This window comes from Afipia clevelandensis ATCC 49720 (genome assembly GCF_000336555.1).
In the GTDB taxonomy this organism is placed as follows: Bacteria; Pseudomonadota; Alphaproteobacteria; order Rhizobiales; family Xanthobacteraceae; genus Afipia; species Afipia clevelandensis.
In genome coordinates this window covers 1,253,936-1,269,472 of the sequence record NZ_KB375281.1, presented here as the reverse complement: position 1 = coordinate 1,269,472, position 15,537 = coordinate 1,253,936, and the positions used below count along the sequence as shown (strand labels likewise).

20 protein-coding genes are annotated in these 15,537 nt (G+C 62.1%); 15 read left to right on the top strand and 5 right to left on the bottom strand.

The genetic code is table 11. The annotated features are described in order from the left end of the window. Positions 1-58 precede the first annotated feature (58 nt). On the top strand, positions 59-1,144 hold the full coding sequence (locus HMPREF9696_RS05770; RefSeq protein ID WP_085946834.1) for a COX15/CtaA family protein: 1,086 nt from the start codon (positions 59-61) through the stop codon (positions 1,142-1,144). A 158-nt stretch (positions 1,145-1,302) separates the two neighbouring features. After that, positions 1,303-2,121: an FTR1 family iron permease gene (locus HMPREF9696_RS05765; RefSeq protein ID WP_002712025.1), complete on the top strand. Its 819-nt coding sequence runs from the start codon at positions 1,303-1,305 to the stop codon at positions 2,119-2,121. A gap of 88 nt (positions 2,122-2,209) precedes the next feature. Here the strand turns inward: HMPREF9696_RS05765 and HMPREF9696_RS05760 are convergent, their stop codons facing one another. From HMPREF9696_RS05760 to HMPREF9696_RS05750, 3 genes are all read right to left on the bottom strand, one after another. Next, complete coding sequence (locus HMPREF9696_RS05760; RefSeq protein ID WP_002712024.1) at positions 2,210-3,490, bottom strand: O-acetylhomoserine aminocarboxypropyltransferase; 1,281 nt, start codon at positions 3,488-3,490, stop codon at positions 2,210-2,212. Positions 3,491-3,647: 157 nt separating this feature from the next. Next, the gene (locus tag HMPREF9696_RS05755) at positions 3,648-4,232 is read right to left on the bottom strand and encodes a CoA-binding protein (RefSeq protein ID WP_040301844.1); all 585 of its coding nucleotides are present in this window, start codon (positions 4,230-4,232) and stop codon (positions 3,648-3,650) included. 106 nt (positions 4,233-4,338) lie between these two features. Then, entirely contained in the window at positions 4,339-5,163 is an 825-nt protein-coding gene (locus HMPREF9696_RS05750) for an enoyl-CoA hydratase (protein WP_002712022.1), read from the bottom strand. A 107-nt stretch (positions 5,164-5,270) separates the two neighbouring features. On the opposite strand from HMPREF9696_RS05750, the gene HMPREF9696_RS05745 reads away from it, so the two are divergent. The 6 genes from HMPREF9696_RS05745 to HMPREF9696_RS05720 all read left to right on the top strand — a co-directional run bounded on the left by HMPREF9696_RS05745 (position 5,271) and on the right by HMPREF9696_RS05720 (position 8,966). Further along, on the top strand, positions 5,271-5,699 hold the full coding sequence (locus HMPREF9696_RS05745) for a PaaI family thioesterase (protein ID WP_002712021.1): 429 nt from the start codon (positions 5,271-5,273) through the stop codon (positions 5,697-5,699). Positions 5,700-5,851: 152 nt separating this feature from the next. Next, a complete protein-coding gene (gene rplM / locus HMPREF9696_RS05740) occupies positions 5,852-6,316 on the top strand; it encodes a 50S ribosomal protein L13 (RefSeq protein WP_002712020.1) in 465 nt (154 codons plus the stop codon). Further along, positions 6,316-6,792: a 30S ribosomal protein S9 gene (gene rpsI, locus HMPREF9696_RS05735; protein ID WP_002712019.1), complete on the top strand. Its 477-nt coding sequence runs from the start codon at positions 6,316-6,318 to the stop codon at positions 6,790-6,792. The genes rplM and rpsI overlap by 1 nt, the downstream gene beginning before the upstream one ends. A gap of 239 nt (positions 6,793-7,031) precedes the next feature. Beyond that, positions 7,032-8,282: a GGDEF domain-containing protein gene (locus HMPREF9696_RS05730; protein ID WP_002712018.1), complete on the top strand. Its 1,251-nt coding sequence runs from the start codon at positions 7,032-7,034 to the stop codon at positions 8,280-8,282. Positions 8,283-8,324: 42 nt separating this feature from the next. Next, positions 8,325-8,558 (top strand): hypothetical protein, encoded by a 234-nt coding sequence (locus HMPREF9696_RS05725; protein ID WP_009736555.1) that lies wholly within the window; start codon positions 8,325-8,327, stop codon positions 8,556-8,558. A gap of 111 nt (positions 8,559-8,669) precedes the next feature. Then, positions 8,670-8,966, top strand: coding sequence for an antibiotic biosynthesis monooxygenase family protein (locus tag HMPREF9696_RS05720; RefSeq protein WP_002712016.1), 297 nt, complete (start codon positions 8,670-8,672; stop codon positions 8,964-8,966). Positions 8,967-9,017: 51 nt separating this feature from the next. Here HMPREF9696_RS05720 and HMPREF9696_RS05715 read toward each other — a convergent pair whose 3' ends face one another. Next, positions 9,018-10,169 carry an AI-2E family transporter gene (locus HMPREF9696_RS05715; protein ID WP_002712015.1) on the bottom strand — a complete coding sequence of 384 codons (1,152 nt, stop codon included), beginning with the start codon at positions 10,167-10,169 and terminating at the stop codon, positions 9,018-9,020. Positions 10,170-10,300: 131 nt separating this feature from the next. On the opposite strand from HMPREF9696_RS05715, the gene HMPREF9696_RS05710 reads away from it, so the two are divergent. The 7 genes from HMPREF9696_RS05710 to HMPREF9696_RS05680 all read left to right on the top strand — a co-directional run bounded on the left by HMPREF9696_RS05710 (position 10,301) and on the right by HMPREF9696_RS05680 (position 13,953). Beyond that, positions 10,301-11,017 carry a hypothetical protein gene (locus tag HMPREF9696_RS05710; protein WP_002712014.1) on the top strand — a complete coding sequence of 239 codons (717 nt, stop codon included), beginning with the start codon at positions 10,301-10,303 and terminating at the stop codon, positions 11,015-11,017. 76 nt (positions 11,018-11,093) lie between these two features. Further along, positions 11,094-11,417, top strand: a complete 324-nt coding sequence (locus tag HMPREF9696_RS05705) for an ArsR/SmtB family transcription factor (protein ID WP_002712013.1) — start codon at positions 11,094-11,096, stop codon at positions 11,415-11,417. Continuing rightward, on the top strand, positions 11,414-11,845 hold the full coding sequence (locus HMPREF9696_RS05700) for an SRPBCC family protein (RefSeq protein ID WP_002712012.1): 432 nt from the start codon (positions 11,414-11,416) through the stop codon (positions 11,843-11,845). Before HMPREF9696_RS05705 ends, HMPREF9696_RS05700 begins: the two co-directional genes overlap by 4 nt. Before the next feature lie 36 nt (positions 11,846-11,881). Beyond that, on the top strand, positions 11,882-12,094 hold the full coding sequence (locus HMPREF9696_RS05695; protein ID WP_002712011.1) for a hypothetical protein: 213 nt from the start codon (positions 11,882-11,884) through the stop codon (positions 12,092-12,094). 36 nt (positions 12,095-12,130) lie between these two features. Then, positions 12,131-12,553: a DUF1801 domain-containing protein gene (locus HMPREF9696_RS05690; RefSeq protein ID WP_002712010.1), complete on the top strand. Its 423-nt coding sequence runs from the start codon at positions 12,131-12,133 to the stop codon at positions 12,551-12,553. Between the two features lie 72 nt (positions 12,554-12,625). Continuing rightward, positions 12,626-13,069: an RrF2 family transcriptional regulator gene (locus HMPREF9696_RS05685; RefSeq protein ID WP_002712009.1), complete on the top strand. Its 444-nt coding sequence runs from the start codon at positions 12,626-12,628 to the stop codon at positions 13,067-13,069. A 2-nt stretch (positions 13,070-13,071) separates the two neighbouring features. Then, the gene (locus HMPREF9696_RS05680; protein WP_002712008.1) at positions 13,072-13,953 is read left to right on the top strand and encodes an NAD(P)/FAD-dependent oxidoreductase; all 882 of its coding nucleotides are present in this window, start codon (positions 13,072-13,074) and stop codon (positions 13,951-13,953) included. A gap of 72 nt (positions 13,954-14,025) precedes the next feature. Here the strand turns inward: HMPREF9696_RS05680 and glnA are convergent, their stop codons facing one another. Beyond that, on the bottom strand, positions 14,026-15,435 hold the full coding sequence (gene glnA / locus HMPREF9696_RS05675) for a type I glutamate--ammonia ligase (protein WP_002712007.1): 1,410 nt from the start codon (positions 15,433-15,435) through the stop codon (positions 14,026-14,028). Positions 15,436-15,537 lie beyond the last annotated feature (102 nt).

Below are 15,537 nucleotides of genomic sequence, written 5' to 3'. Positions count from 1 at the left end.
TATAAGGACCGCGCGCATTCATTCAAGGCTGCATTTTCGGATCATGACAACCCTCGCGATGGATACACAAAACAAGGCCACGGGCATGCGGAGCGTCCGCGCCTGGCTCATCGTGGTGGCCGCGCTGATTGTCTGCACGCTGATGGTCGGCGGCGCAACGCGGCTGACCGAATCCGGCCTGTCGATCGTGGAATGGAAGCCGGTGACCGGCACCATCCCGCCGCTGACCGATGCGGAATGGACGCGGCAGTTTGAGGCGTACAAGACCATTCCCCAGTACCGCGAGATGAATCGCGGCATGAGCCTGTCGGAGTTCAAGACCATCTTCTGGTGGGAGTGGGGCCATCGCCTGCTGGGCCGCCTGATCGGTGCCGTATTCCTGCTGCCGTTTCTCTGGTTTCTGTGGCGCGGAGTCTTGCCAGGTCCGCTCAAGCGCAAGCTGTGGGTGATTTTCGCGCTCGGGGGCCTGCAGGGCGCCGTGGGCTGGTGGATGGTGTCATCGGGCCTTACCGAGCGCGTTTCGGTGTCGCAGTATCGGCTCGCGGTGCATTTCATGCTCGCGGTGTTTATCTTCTCGGCCATCGTCTGGACCCTGCGCCGGCTTCAGGGGGCTGTGCCGCTGGCTGCGCCGGCGCGCGTCAGGATCACGGGCCGGGTTCTGCTGGCGCTGATCTTCCTGCAGTTCTATTTCGGCGCGCTGGTCGCAGGATTGCGCGCGGGCCGCGTGTTCAACACCTGGCCGCAGATCGACGGCGCGTTCATTCCCACCGCCGCGCGGCTGTTCTTCGAGCAGCCATGGTGGCGCAATTTCTTCGACAACACGCTGACGGTTCAGTTTACGCACCGGATGATTGCCTACACGCTTGTCGTGCTGGCGATCCTGCATGCGATCGACGCGATCCGCTCGAAGGCAAGCCCGGCGATCGTGTCCCGTGCGTTATGGATCATGACGGCGATGATTTTCCAGGCCGCCGTCGGAGTTCTGACGCTGCTCAATCAGGTGCCGATTGATCTTGGCCTCGCGCACCAGGCCATCGCGATTTTCGTTCTCACGCTCGCGCTGTTTCACGCCGAGCGGCTCGGTGGGGCGCTGCCCAACAGGACGCCCGCCAAGCTGCGCCTTGTCACCGGCGAGGGCGGCTGAAATCGAACTATTCTAAAAAGCAGATCATGCGAGAAATGGCCGATTCTCGGTCACTTCTTTCATCCCGCGCGCCGTTCACGATCTGGTGCCGCCGCCCGCACTTTAACTTCGAAGTGCGGCGCGATAGAACGGGCCACTCACAGGATCCAAGGTCTTCCATGTCAAACGCATTCATTCAGGCCGCCGTCATCTTGCTGCGCGAGGGCCTTGAGGCCATGCTCGTGATCGCCGCGCTCGCGGCCTACCTCCGCAAGGTTGGAGGCGGACATCGCGTGACGGCGCTGTATGGCGGAGCGCTCGCAGCCATCGGCGCCAGCCTTGTGGCGGCCTGGCTCTTTGCGGTGTTCAACTCGGGCGATCACAACGATGTTCTCGAGGGTGTCGTCATTCTCTTTGCCGCGGCCTTGATGCTCTACGTCAGCGGCTGGCTGATGACAAAACAGGACCCGCGCGGCTGGCAAGACTATCTGGCCTCGAAAGCCAACAGCGCGCTTGAGCAGGATACAGCTTGGGCTGTCGGTGCGCTCGCGTTCTTTGCGGTGTTCCGTGAAGGCGCCGAGACGGTGCTGTTTGTCTACGCGCTCGCGGCCACCGAGGGCGGCTGGAGTGCCGGCCTGTTCGGCGGACTTGCCGCCGCGACGGTTGCTCTGGCCGTGCTGTTCTACTTCATCAACATGATCGCAAAGAGGATTCCGCTTCGCCCGTTGTTCGTCGTCACATCGGCATTCCTGTTCGCGATGGGTATCAAGTTCATCGGCGAAGCCATTCAGGAATTCCAGGAGCAGGCCATCATTCCTGTGACGGAGTTGAAGAACTTCGGCTGGCTGCAGTCGCTGGGGCTCAACGCCACGCTGGAAGCGGTGTCGCTGCAGCTCCTTGTCATTCTTTTCGCGCTGGCGACGTTTTCGATCGTCCAGCGCAATGCCCGGCTGGTGCGTCAGGACAAGGCCAAGGCCGTGGAAGCGGCGAAGACCTGATTTTTTAGATCGTTTTGCTCTCCTCACATTGAAAAACGCGACGCCATGCCCGGCGCCGCGCTTTTGCTTTTGAGGTCAATGATACTGGTCAGGCCTTCAGCGCCTGATCGAGATCGGCAATCAGGTCTTCCTTGTCTTCGAGGCCGACCGACAGACGCACCACATCGACACCGGCTCCGGCCAGCGCCTTCTGCGCATCACTGAGCTGGCTGTGCGTGGTGGAGGCCGGATGGATGATCAGCGAGCGGGTGTCGCCGACATTGGCCAGATGCGAGAACAGCTTGACGTTGGAAACGAGGCTGATGCCCGCGTCGTACCCGCCCTTGAGGCCGAATGTGAACACCGCGCCGGCGCCCTTCGGCGAGTATTTGCGCGCGAGGTTGTGATAGCGGTCGCCTGGCAGGCCCGCGTAACTCACCCACGCCACCGCGGGATGCGCCGACAGCCACTCCGCGACGGCCTTGGCGTTATCGCAGTGCCGCTGAACGCGCAGGCTGAGTGTCTCGATGCCGGTCAGGATCAGAAAGGCGTTGAACGGCGAGAGGGCCGGGCCGAGATCGCGCAGGCCGATCACCCGTGCGGCAATCGCGAAGGCGAAGTTTCCGAACGTCTCCTGCAGCTTGATGCCGTGATATTCCGGGCGCGGTTCGCTCAGAACCGGATAGCGGCCATCGCGCGACCAGTCGAACGTCCCGGCATCGACGATGATGCCGCCGATGGAATTGCCATGGCCGCCGAGGAATTTCGTCGCCGAATGCAGCACGATGTCCGCGCCGTGGTCGATCGGCTTGATGAGATAGGGCGAGGCGAGCGTGTTATCGACGATCAGCGGCACACCGGCCTTGCGGGCAATGGCCGCGATGGCCTCGATGTCGGTCACGGTGCCGCCGGGATTGGCGATCGACTCGATGAAGATCGCCTTGGTCTTCGGCGACAGTGCCTTCTCGAAGGTCGAGACATCGTCAGTGTCGGCCCACACGACGTTCCAGCCGAAGTTCTTGAACGAGTGGTTGAACTGGTTGATCGAGCCGCCATAGAGCCGCCGCGCCGCGATGAATTCATCGCCGGGCTGCAACAGCGCGTGGAACGTCACCAGTTGCGCGGCGTGTCCCGAGGCGACGGCGAGGGCGGCGGTACCGCCTTCCAGTGCCGCGACGCGCTCTTCAAGCACGGCGTTGGTCGGATTGCCGATGCGGGTATAGATGTTGCCGAACGCCTGCAGGCCGAACAGCGAGGCGGCGTGGTCGGCGTCGTTGAAGACGAATGATGTGGTCTGATAGATCGGCGTTGCGCGCGCGCCCGTGGTCGGGTCCGGCTGCGCGCCGGCGTGAATGGAGAGCGTGGAGAAACCCGGCAATCTTTCGGTCATGAGGTGTCCTTCTGGGTGCCGCGAACGGGCATGGAGAAGAATATGCTGCGGGCGGACGCGGCCCGCGTCAAGCCGTCAGCCGCGACCGGTGATAACTGGCAATAAAGCTGACACAATACATGCCGGGACCGGAACGCTGTTCTGCAATGTGCGCGTTTTACGGCAGGTCGTTCTTGTCCTTTGCGGCGCGGTCGGCTGCCATGGTCGCACCGCCGCTCACGCTGCTGCGATTCAGCGACAGGCGCATGTTGCTGGTCGGGATCGGTGCGCGTTTGGCGCTGATGGTGCGCGAGTTGACGCCGACCCACTGAATCTCGGACGTCAGTCGCGCATATTCGATCTTCGGGCAGCGGTTCATCACAACCTTCACGCCGGCGGCTTCCGCCTTCGCGGCGGCTGCTTCGTTGACGACGCCGAGTTGCATCCAGATCACCTTCGGCAAAGCAGGCAGCGCGAGCGCTTCATCGACGACAGCCGAAGCGGCATCCGAGTTGCGGAAGATGTCGATCATGTCCACGGGGCGGCCGATGTCCTTCAGCGATCCGACAAACGGCTTTCCGATCAGGCTCTTTCCGACCTGGCCCGGATTGATCGGGATCATGTCGTAGCCGCGCTCGACCAGATACTTGAATGCGAAATAGCTCGGCCGCACGTTGACCGGCGATGCGCCGACCATGGCGATGGACTTCACGTTGGTGAGGATCGCGCGGATATAATTGTCGTCGTAAACGTCGTGGTTCACTTTAACTTCCATCTATTTTCGTCATTGCGAGGAGCGGAGCGACGAAGGAATCCATTCTTTAGCGGATGGATTGCTTCGCTGCGCTCGCAATGACGAGCAGCGCGGTTCAGCGGTCTTCCCACTTGGGATCGCGTTTTTCGATGAAGGCGCCGATGCCTTCCTGCGCGTCACGCGCCATCATGTTCTCGGTCATCACCTGCGCGGCGTAGGTGTAGGCGTCCGCGAGACTCATTTCGGCCTGCCGGTAGAAGGCTTCCTTGCCCACCTTCAGCGTGTAGGCCGATTTCACCGCGATCCGTTCGGCAAGCGCGATGGCCGCCTCACGCTCGGTGCCGGCCGGCACCACGCTGTTGACGAGGCCGAGTTCAAGCGCGCGCTGCGCGGAGATGTGCTCGCCGGTCAGCAGCATGTGCATCGCGTGCTTGCGCGGAACATTGCGCGTCAGCGCCACCATCGGCGTCGAGCAAAACAGGCCGATGTCGATGCCCGGCGTGCCGAATGTCGCCTGATCGGAGGCGACCGCGAGATCGCATGTCGCCACCATCTGGCATCCCGCGGCGGTGGCGACACCTTGCACGGCTGCGACCACGGGCTTGGGCAGGCGGACAATTGTCTGCATCATGTCGCTGCAGGATTTCATCATCTGCGCGAAGTAGGCGCGGCCCTTGTCCGCATCGGAGCGGCGTGCGGTGAGTTCCTTGAGATTGTGCCCGGACGAGTAGGCCGGGCCGTTGGCCGCGATCACCACCGCGCGGATGTTTTTGTCGTCGCGGATGGAATCCAGCGCGTCCTGAAGCGCCGCGATCATGGCTTCGGAGAGCGCGTTCCGCGTCGCCGGTGAATCGAGCGTCAGCACGGCAATGCTGCCGACGGTTTCGCGCAGGAGCGGCGAGGGTGCTTGCGATACGGCGCGGGAGGCTTGTGGCGTCATGGTCTCACTCAATCCGGATTCGCTTTTCGGTTCCGTCAGGCTCGCTATCGGGCTCACCCTAAGATACAAAACCGTCACATACGAGTGCAGTGCAGGACATACGTTCCATGAACAAGCCGAAGATGACCGTGGCAGAACTCGAGGCGTTTCTCCACAAGGAGTTTCCGCAAGCCTTTGCCAGCGGCGAAATTCTGATCGAGAGCGCAGATGGCGAGACCTGCCTGCTGCGTCAGCCCTACAGCGAGCGGATGTTGCGCCCGGGCGGCACGGTGTCGGGGCCGACGCTGATGGCGCTGGCGGATTTCGCGATGTACGTCGTCCTGCTGTCTGCCATCGGGCCGGTCGGGCTGGCGGTGACCACCAGCCTCAACATCAATTTCCTGCGCAAGGGGCAGCCGGGCCAGGACGTGCTGGCCGCGGCCAAGCTGATGAAGCTCGGCAAGCGCCTCGCGGTGGGGGAAGTCAGCCTGTTATCAGGGACTTCGCCCGATCCGATTGCGCATGTGACTTCCACATACTCCATTCCGAATACTTGACGATTTGACAGGTATTATTGCACCATATTTACAAGCCATTGTTTTCTATGATGTATTTTTCACCGCACGGCATTGACGCTGCGCGGCGGGTTATCTAGAAACGCGCCAGTTTGGCGATCCGGCCGAACAAGCAATTTCACGGACAACTCATCATGAAGTCGTTTTCGGCAAAGCCAGCCGAGGTCAACAAGAAGTGGGTGCTGATCGACGCCAAGGGTCTGGTCGTCGGCCGTCTCGCCACCTTGGTTGCCATGCGCCTGCGCGGCAAGCACCTCCCGACCTACACCCCCCACGTCGATTGCGGTGACAACGTCATCATCATCAACGCGGCTCACGTCGTCCTCACCGGGCGCAAGCGTGACAACAAGATGTACTACAACCACACCGGTTTCATCGGTGGCATCAAGGAACGCTCGGCGAAGTCGATCCTCGAAGGCCGTTTCCCGGAGCGCGTGGTCGAGAAGGCCATTGAACGCATGATTCCGCGCGGCCCGCTCGGCCGTGTGCAGATGGGCAACCTGCGTGTTTATGCAGGCGCTGACCATCCGCACGAGGCCCAGCAGCCCGAGACCGTCGATATCGCATCGTTGAACCGCAAGAACACGAGGGCCGCATAATGTCCGATACCATGCAGTCCCTTGATCAGCTCTCGGCGCTGAAGACGTCCGCGCCCGACGCTCCGAAGTACGAAAAGAAGGTCGACAAGCAGGGCCGCGCCTATGCCACCGGCAAGCGCAAGGACGCGGTTGCACGCGTCTGGATCAAGCCAGGCTCCGGCAAGATCGTGGTCAACACCCGTGAGGTCGAGGTTTACTTCGCCCGTCCGGTGCTGCGCATGATGATCCAGCAGCCGATCGTCGCTGCCGCACGTCAGGGCCAGTACGACGTGATCTGCACCGTCGCTGGCGGCGGCCTGTCGGGTCAGGCCGGTGCCGTGCGTCACGGCATCTCCAAGGCTCTGACCAACTTCGAGCCGGATCTGCGCAGCGTCCTCAAGAAGGGCGGCTTCCTGACCCGCGACTCGCGCGTTGTCGAACGCAAGAAGTACGGCAAGGCCAAGGCCCGCCGGTCCTTCCAGTTCTCGAAGCGCTAAGACGCGCTTCGCCAGTTCTCGAAGCGGTCATCGTTTCGATTCAAGTTTTCCGCAAATCGCGGGACAAAAGGGCGCCTTCGGGCGCCCTTTTTGCTGTTCCCGATACCGCCGAATTGCAGCGATTTTTCCTGAAAATTGTGTGACCGCTGCAAACGGAGTGCGAAGAGACCGTTGCTAGATTCGTCAATGGCTGAGGGAGCTATTCCGGCTCCGTCGAATTTTTAAGCGCTGCATAGAACATGCCGGCTGGCACACATTTGTCTCTCGACATTTCGACGCTTTACCTCGTGGCGACACTGGCGGCAGCGATGCTGGGCGTGTTGCTGCTGTTCTTCTGGCGTCAGGAAAAGATCGCGGCGCTCGGCTGGTGGGGTGCAGCCTATGTTCTCGGTGCGGCCTCCGTCGCGTTGTGGACGATCGGCGGAACTGAACTCGGCTTTGAACTGTCGCTGGCGGTCAATGCCGTTGGCTTTATCGCCTGCGGGCTGATGTGGGACGCGGCGCGGGCATTTCATGGCCGCCCGGCCAACTGGATCGGCGTCCTCGCCGGACCGGCGCTGTGGGTCGCCGCGGTGGTCCTGCTCGATCCGATGGATCCCGAAATCCGGATGATGCTCGGCGCGGGCATTGTCGCGATCTACGCGTCGCTGACCGCGGCCGAGCTGTGGCGCGAGCGGCGCAAGAGTTTGCGCGCGCGCTGGCCGGCGATTGCCGTTCCTGTGATGCACGGCGCTGTTCTCATGCTGCCGATCGTCATGGGCGACATGTTCCGGCCCGGCAACGCCGGCATGAGCCAGGTCTGGGTCGCCGCCTTCGCCGCCGAACTGGTGATCTACGCGGTCGGCACGGTGTTCATTATTTTCATGCTGGTCTCCGAGCGCACGGTGACCGCGCACAAGACCGCAGCCTCGGTCGATCCGCTCACCGGCCTGCTGAACCGGCGCGGATTCAGCGAAGCGACATCCCGCATGATCGAGCGCGAGGCGAAAGCCGGGCGTCCGGTGACCGTGATGATTTTCGATATCGACCACTTCAAGTCGGTCAACGACCGCTTCGGCCACGCCACCGGCGACGAGGTGCTTCAGGTCTTCTCAAATGTCGTGGTCGCCTCGCTCCGCATCACGGACCTTGTGGGCCGGGTCGGCGGCGAGGAATTCGCAGCGCTCCTGCCATGCGCGATGGATGAAGCGCTGGTCGCGGCGGAGCGGGTCCGTGAAGCCTTCGAGTCGTCCGGAGTCGCCATCGATGACGTTCCGCTGGAAACCACGGTCAGCATCGGTGTCGCGGGCGGTCCGGCGAATACCGAACTCGAAGTGCTGATGGCCTCCGCCGATACCGCGCTGTATCAGGCCAAGCGCGGCGGCCGCAATCGCGTGGAAGCGGCCACCGAACAGCCGCTGTCGCTGGAAGATGCGCGGCGCAAGATGATCAGAACGGCCGCCGCGCCCGTGGAGAAGGCGACCGTGCGCCCCGCCGAGGCGCTGGCCTAATCTGCTAACACTCTGTTTACCATGTGCGTCCTACGATACGGCATGGCCACTGCACAAAGTCACCGTTCCCAGTCAGATATTTCCGCGCTTGAAGCGAGCGTGGCGTCCGCCCGCGCCGGCTTTGCCTGCATGTTCTCGACGTCCGACGAATACGAGAATGCCCTGATCGCGGCGCGGCGCGCCGAAGGCCGCTATGGCTCGGCGTTCGACTGGCAGCCGGTGGCGCTTGGCGGCTGCACGCTGGTGCTGCTCGGCATCCTGGTCACGTTTTTCTAGCATCAATGTTCGTTTCACGGCTTGGGAAGGGCACCCTTTGGTGCCCTTTGTCTTTTCTGCCGTCCGGTTTTGCGCTAGAGCCGCCTGACAAGATCAGAAGGGCGGAGAACAATGATTACCGAAATCGCACAGATTGAAGTCAAGCCGGGCAGCGAAAAGGATTTTGAGGCGGCTGTCGCCATGGCGCAGACCATTTTCAAGCGCTGCAAGGGCTGGAAGAGCTTTGAGCTGCACCGCTCGATCGAAAAGCCGTCGCGATACCGGCTGCACATCAAGTGGGAAACGCTGGAAAACCACACGGTCGATTTCCGCGAGTCCGCCGATTTCACCGAGTGGCGCGCGCTGGTCGGCCCGCATTTCGCGTCGCCCCCGGAGGTCGAGCACACCAACACGGTGGTGAGTTTCTGACAGCACCATCCGCGACTGGAAAAGGCGCCGAAGAGGCGCCTTTTTTTATTTTCAGGTTTTCGCCGCGATCACGAATTCCGGCTCGCGCGGCTCGTCCTCTTCACGCAGATAGGTGATGATGACCTTCACAATGGCCATCAGCGGCAGCGCCAACGCCAGTCCCCACAGCCCGAACACCACGCCGAGCAGAATCTGGAATGCGAACAGCGTCGCCGGCGGGATGTCGAGTGCCTGACGCTGGATGATCGGTGTCAGGATGTAGCTTTCCAGCGCATGCACGCCGAGGAACAGCAGGAACGCGCTGAAAGCGGCGACCCACCCCGAAGCAAGGCTCGCCAGCACGATAATCAGGCCGCCGACCAGCGCGCCGACGGTGGGGATGAAGGCCAGCAGACCGGCCTGAATGCCAAGGATGAACGAACTGTCGATGCCGATGATCGACAGGCCGATCCATGTCACCATAAACACCGCCGCCATTGTGATCATCTGGGCGATCAGCCAGCGCTCCAGCGTGTCGCTGATGCGATCAACCACCACCGTCACGCTATGGCGATGCTTCTTCGGTGACAGCGCCAGCAGGCCCTTGCGGTACACGCCCGGCTGGGCCGCGAAGGACAGGCCGAGGAACAGCACGATGAAGAAGTTGCCGACGGCGCTGACTGTTCCCAAAAGCAGCTTCAGCGTCTGGCTGACGATGGCGCCGCCGCCGGAGGCGAGGGCGCCCGCGCTTGGGAGATTCTTGGGGAGCGTCGCCGGCGGTGCGGCCGTCGGCGTGTCGGTGGTGCTTGCCGGTGTCGCTGTCACCGCGCCAAGCTCGAGATAGCTGGTATCGACGCCGTGCTGTTCGAGAAAGGTTTTGACGGTGACAAGCTGCGACTTGAGGGTATTGCTCAAAACCGCGGCCTGCCGCGCGATGGTCGCGCCGCCGAGAAACACCACGCCCGACAGCATTCCAGCCAGCACCACACAAACCAGTGCGAGGCGCAGCGCGTGCGGCCCGCCCATCACTTTCTTCAACAGATTGGTCATGGCGGTGAGGGCCACCCCGAGCAGGATGCCCGCGAACACCAGAAACAGCGTGGCTGCATAATACCAGGCGAACAGCAGGAAGGCCGCGAAAGCGATGATGCCGATGCCGCCCACCGCGATTGACCAGGCGAGGTCGCTGCGGGTCTGAACGCGGGTCTCGAGGGGGGCTGACACGGGCGGTCCTTTCGTTATTGCCGTATCAGTCTTTCCTGAAAGGCTGTGCCGGATCAAGAGAAGATGGCGTGACAGCGGCGCGGACCGCGCCTAATTCAAGCAGCTTGATACAGAATCGAAGGTCACGCGGGATGAACTGGAAGAGATGGATCGGCCTTGCGGTGCTGTTCGCCGCGCTGGTGATCGGCGAGCGGATTTATCTTTACCGGCCTGACCACAAATACCGGCTTACCCTTGAGGTGGAGACGCCCGCCGGTCTCCGCTCGGCGTCCGGTGTGATCTCGGTGCATCCCAACCGCGCCTATGGCGGCTCGGGCAGCGGACCCGCCGGGCCACGGATCAAGGGCGACGCGCTGTTCGTCGATCTCGGCAACGGGCGGAATCTGGTCGCGCTGCTCCTGCACGGAAAGAACCCGGCCGAGACCGACGGCCTGAACTACCTGCCGTTGCGCGCGTTCGCCGCGGCAGGGAGGCGGCTGGATTTTCGCGAGGTGAAAAAGCAAACCGGCAGCATCGCGGTGACGGGCGAACTGATCCCGACGCTGGTGACATTCTCCGATCCGGCGAACCCGGCCTCGGCGCGCGTGGCCGAGCCCTCGAAACTCGCGGCTGCCCTTGGGGACGGATTCGCATTGCGCCGGGTGTCGCTGGAGATCGTGCCGTCCGGGCTCTGGCCGCTCGACTACGGCGGGGGGGGGGGGGAGCCGGTGACGCGGGATATTCGGTCGCGGTTGCCTTGGGCGGGCGATCCGGCGAAGGCGGCCACGGCCCTGACGGCGGCGGGGATTGTCGCCGTGCCGCCGCCAGATGCGGGTTTCGTCCCGGTGCAGGCCTTCCGGCGCGACTAGCGGCGCGATTTCCCGCTTGACCAACTCATAACCCGCTGGCTATGTATAAATCCATAGCCAATGGGTTATTGATCTCATGTCAAACGCGCAGGACGTTCTTTTCAAGACACTGGCCGATCCGACGCGCCGGGCGATCTTCGAGCGGCTGTGCCGCAGCGGGGAGCAAACCGTCGGCGCGCTGACCGCGCAGGCCGGAATCTCGCAACCGGCGGTCTCCAAACATCTCGGCGTTCTGAAACAGGCCGGACTTGTGCGCGATCGCCACGAGGGGCGGCAGACCCACTACAGCGCGCAGCCGCGCGCGCTGGCGCCGCTGCTCGACTGGACCGGCCGCATGGCCGGCTTCTGGGAGAAGCGGTTCGACGATCTCGAAAACTTGCTCAAAAGGATGGACCAATGAACGACAGCGCAACCGAACTCCGCTCCGTCGTTGTCGAGCGTGAATTTTCTCATCCGCCGGAAAAGCTCTGGCGCGCGCTGACGCAGCCGCATCTGATCGAGGAGTGGCTGATGAAGAACGATTTCGTGCCGGCGGTGGGCCACCGCTTCAACCTGCGCGGCGAGTGGGGCGGCGTGCTGGATTGCGAGGTGCTCACGCTCGAAGCCAACAAATCGCTCTCCTACACCTGGAATTTCGCGCATGACGATCCGGCATTCAATCTGCAAAGCACCGTGACGTTCACGCTGACGCCGACAGGCGCGGGGACCCATCTGCGCATGGAGCAGTCCGGCTTCCGGCCCGATCAGAAGCAGGCCTTCGGCGGCGCGCGGCATGGCTGGGAGCAGTTTTTCGGAAATCTGGAGCAGGTGCTGGCGCGGGCCGCGTGAGGCACGTTGCACGCTCGATCAACAACGGAGATTTCAATGAGCAACACCATCCGTCAGGTCCATCGCTGGCTGTCGATCATCTTCACCCTGACAGTCGCTGCCAACTTCGCGGCGATGGCGCTGGGCGAGCCGCCCGCATGGATCGTCTATTCGCCGCTGCCGCCGCTGTTCTTGCTGCTGTTCAGCGGTTTGTACATGTTCGCGTTGCCGTATGTTGCGAGTATGCGGCGTGCAGGCAGACAGGTTTGAGACGCGTGGCGGCTCAATCAACGGAATGATGATCCCATGACTCCATCCGAAAAGATCGACCGGCTGATCGCGAAGACCACCGACTGGCGCGGCAAGACGCTCGCCGCCGTGCGCAAGGCCGTCCTCAGCGCCGACAAGAACATTGTTGAGGAATGGAAATGGATGGGAAGCCCGGTGTGGGAATGCGGCGGCATCATCGCGGTCGGCAACGCACACAAGGACAAGGTGAAGCTGACCTTCGCGCACGGCGCGTCGCTCGCCGATCCCGACGGGCTTTTCAACGCGGGCTTTAACGGCAAGGTCTGGCGCGCGATTGATTTTCTTGAGGGTGACAAGGTCAACGCGCCCGCGCTGAAGAAACTGGTGCAGGCGGCGATTGAGTTCAATCGGGAGAAGGCGGCGAAGAAGAAGGCGGTGGCGTCGCGCACCAATGCCGGTAAGGCGAGAAAAAAGAGCTGACAAAACAGTGTCTGTCTCAAGACCTGCAATCGCGGCTTGAACTTCCGCTATATATGTAATAATAGAAGTTACATGAGAAGAGATAGCCGCCTTTCCTCCGTTTTACATGTGCTTCTGCACATGGCCGAGGGCGAAGAGCCGATGACATCGGAAAAACTCGCCGAATGCATGTGCACCAACCCCGTCGTGGTGAGGCGCACGATGGGGCTGTTGCGCGAAGCGGGAATAGTGGCGTCGGCGCGCGGTCATGCAGGCGGCTGGCGCATCAGTACCGATTTGCATGCGGTGACTCTGCGCGATCTGCATCAGGTGCTGGGCGAGCCTGCTGTGTTCGCGATCGGTAACCGCAATGAGACGCCGGATTGCCTCGTGGAGCAGGTCGTCAACGCGGCGCTGGATCAGGCCTTCACCGATGCCGAAGCGTTGTTACTCGAACGTTTTGCTCATGTCACACTGGCAAGCCTTGCGGCGGACTTCAGCCGACGTCACGCGGCGCGGCGGCCTCAGAAAGGATAACAATGCAACACGATGTCATCGTCGTCGGCGGTAGCTACGCCGGGATGGCTGCTTCCCTTCAGCTTCTTCGTGCCCGGAGAAGTGTTCTGGTCGTTGACGCTGGACTTCGCCGTAACCGGTTTGCGCGGCATGCTCATGGCTTTCTCGGTCAGGATGGCGTGGATCCGGCCGAGATTGCCCGCACCGCACGCGCGCAGCTTCAGGCCTATCCGACGTTAACGTGGATCGAAGACGAAGCCGAGCAGGTCATAGGGCAAAAAGATGCTTTCGCTGTCATGACAGCAAAGGGCTCCCGACACGAAGGCCGAAGAGTTCTGTTTGCAACTGGCGTGAGCGACTCGCTTCCCGAGATTGAAGGACTGGCGGAACGCTGGGGTAAAAGCGTCTTTCATTGCCCTTATTGTCACGGCTATGAGCTTGATCAGGGCCACATCGGCGTGATCGCGACCGGGCCGATGTCCGTGCATCAGGCGCAACTAATACCGGAATGGGGTGTTACGACATTCCTGACTAACGGACTTGTTACGCTCGATGGTGCTGTGCGTGCCGATCTGGTTGCGCGCAAAGTCACGATCGAGGAAGCGCCCATCCGCCGGCTTGATGGCCATGCTGATGTCATTCTTGCCGATGGGCGGCGACTTGCATTCGCGGGCTTGTTTACAGCATCGCGCAATGCACCTTCGACGCCGATCGCAGCGGGGCTTGGCTGCGCGCTCGCCGAAACACCGTTTGGCACGCAGGTGCAAACCGATGACATGAAGGAAACAAGTGTTGCCGGTGCTTTTGCCTGTGGTGACACGGCGCGGGTGCCACATTCGGTATCGCTCGCGGTTGCTGATGGGGCATGGGCCGGCGCAACGCTTCATCGCTCACTGGTTTTCTGACCACAGCAAAATCTCAAACAAAAAAAGCCGCCCCTTTCGGAGCGGCTTTCATTTGCATGAGCTGAAATCAGCTTACTGCGAATAGTACATGTCGAACTCGACCGGATGCGGGGTCATCTCGAAGCGCTCGACTTCGGTCATCTTCAACTCGATGAAGCTGTCGATGAAGTCGTCGTCGAACACGCCGCCGGCCTTGAGGAATGCGCGGTCCTTGTCGAGGCTTTCGAGGGCTTCGCGCAAGCTGCCGCACACCGTCGGAATGGTCTTCAGTTCTTCCTTCGGCAGATCATACAGATCCTTGTCCATCGCCGGACCCGGGTCGATCTTGTTCTTGATGCCGTCGAGGCCGGCCATCAGCATCGCCGCGAAGGCGAGATACGGGTTCGCCATCGGATCCGGGAAACGCACCTCAACGCGCTTCGCCTTCGGCGAGGTCGTGTAGGGGATGCGGCAGGAGGCCGAGCGGTTGCGCGCCGAGTAGGCGAGCAGCACCGGCGCTTCATAGCCCGGGACCAGACGCTTGTAGGAGTTGGTCGACGGGTTGGTGAAGGCGTTGATGGCCTTGGCGTGCTTGATAATGCCGCCGATATAGTGGAGGCAGGTCTCGGAGAGGTCGGCATACTTGTTGCCGGCGAAGGTCGGCTTGCCGTCCTTCCAGATCGACTGGTGGACGTGCATGCCCGAGCCGTTGTCGCCATAGACGGGCTTCGGCATGAAGGTGGCGGTCTTGCCGTAGATGTGGGCGACCTGATGGATGCAGTACTTGTAGACCTGCATCTGGTCGGCCATGTGGGTCAGCGTGTCGAACTTCATGCCGAGTTCGTGCTGGGCCGACGCCACTTCGTGGTGATGCTTCTCGACCTTGACGCCCATCTTGGCCATCGAGCCGAGCATTTCCGAGCGCATGTCCTGCACCGAGTCCTGCGGCGGAACCGGGAAGTAGCCGCCCTTGGTGCGGATGCGGTGGCCGAGGTTTCCGCCTTCATACTCGGTGTCCGAGTTGGTCGGCAGTTCGGACGAGTCCAGCCTGAAGCCGGTGTTGTAAGGCGTTGCCGAGTAGCGCACGTCGTCGAACACGAAGAATTCGGCTTCCGGGCCGACGAACACGGTATCACCCACGCCCATCGCCTTGACCTGGGCTTCCGCCTTCTTGGCGATGCCGCGCGGGTCGCGGTTGTAGGGCTCGCCGGTCGACGGCTCGAGAATGTCGCAGACGATGACCATGGTGGTCTCGGCGAAGAACGGGTCGATGGACGCGGTGGTGGGGTCCGGCATCAGGGTCATGTCGGACTCGTTGATCGCCTTCCAGCCGGCGATCGAGGAGCCGTCGAACATCGTGCCTTCGGCGAAGATGTCTTCGTCGATCATCGAGACATCGAAGGTGACATGCTGCCACTTGCCGCGCGGATCGGTGAAACGCAGATCGACGTACTTGACGTCGTTGTCCTTGATCGACTTGAGGACGTCTTTGGCGGTCTTCATGAATACCCCTTATGGCTTGGTGTCGTGATGGTCGTCGTGGTTTGGGACGTTAATTCTGGTGATGGGGCCGCCCAAGGAGGCCCCGTGTCGTGGCGGGCTAAG